The sequence below is a fragment of the Micrococcus sp. HMSC31B01 genome (assembly GCF_001816085.1).
Classification (GTDB): Bacteria; Actinomycetota; Actinomycetes; order Actinomycetales; family Micrococcaceae; genus Micrococcus; species Micrococcus luteus.
This window is the reverse complement of the sequence record NZ_KV825374.1, coordinates 1-535: the sequence shown is the minus strand read 5'-3', so window position 1 is coordinate 535 and position 535 is coordinate 1. Positions and strand designations below refer to the sequence as shown.

Annotated in this window: 1 protein-coding gene; it reads left to right on the top strand. The window is 76.6% G+C overall.

Annotated features, from left to right (window positions below; all coding sequences use genetic code 11):
• Positions 1 to 94: 94 nt before the first annotated feature.
• Positions 95 to 535, top strand: a 441-nt coding sequence (locus HMPREF3105_RS10985) for an isochorismatase family protein (protein WP_141762520.1), incomplete at its 3' end; no start/stop codon positions are given.

The window sequence follows — 535 nt, the reverse complement described above, 5'->3', positions numbered from 1 at the left end:
GCACGCCGCCTCCCTGCGCGAGCTGCCCGCCTCGGTGGGCCGCCTGCAGCCGGGCGACCCCGCCATCCCGACCATCTTCCTGGAGGACTGACCCATGGAGAACCTGAACCGCGCCCTGGTGATCGTGGACGTGCAGAACGACTTCTGCGAGGGCGGCGCCCTCGGCGTGACCGGCGGCGCCGCCGTCGCGGCCGGGGTCAGCGAGCACCTGGCCGAGCACGCGGACGCCTACGCGGCCGTGGCCGCCACGCGCGACTGGCACGTCGACCCGGGCACGCACTTCGCCGCGGCCACCGGCGCCGAGCCGGATTTCCGCACCACCTGGCCGGTGCACTGTGTGGCCGGCACCGCCGGCGCCGAGCTGCATCCCGACCTGGACGCCGAGCACCTCGACGCCGAGTTCCTCAAGGGCCTGCACACGGACGCCTACTCCGGCTTCGACGGCGCCCTCGGCGAGCCCGACGCCGTCCCGACCGGGGCCGCGGGCGAGCGCCCCTCCGGGACCGTCGGCCCGTACGGGGCCACCGCCGTGGCC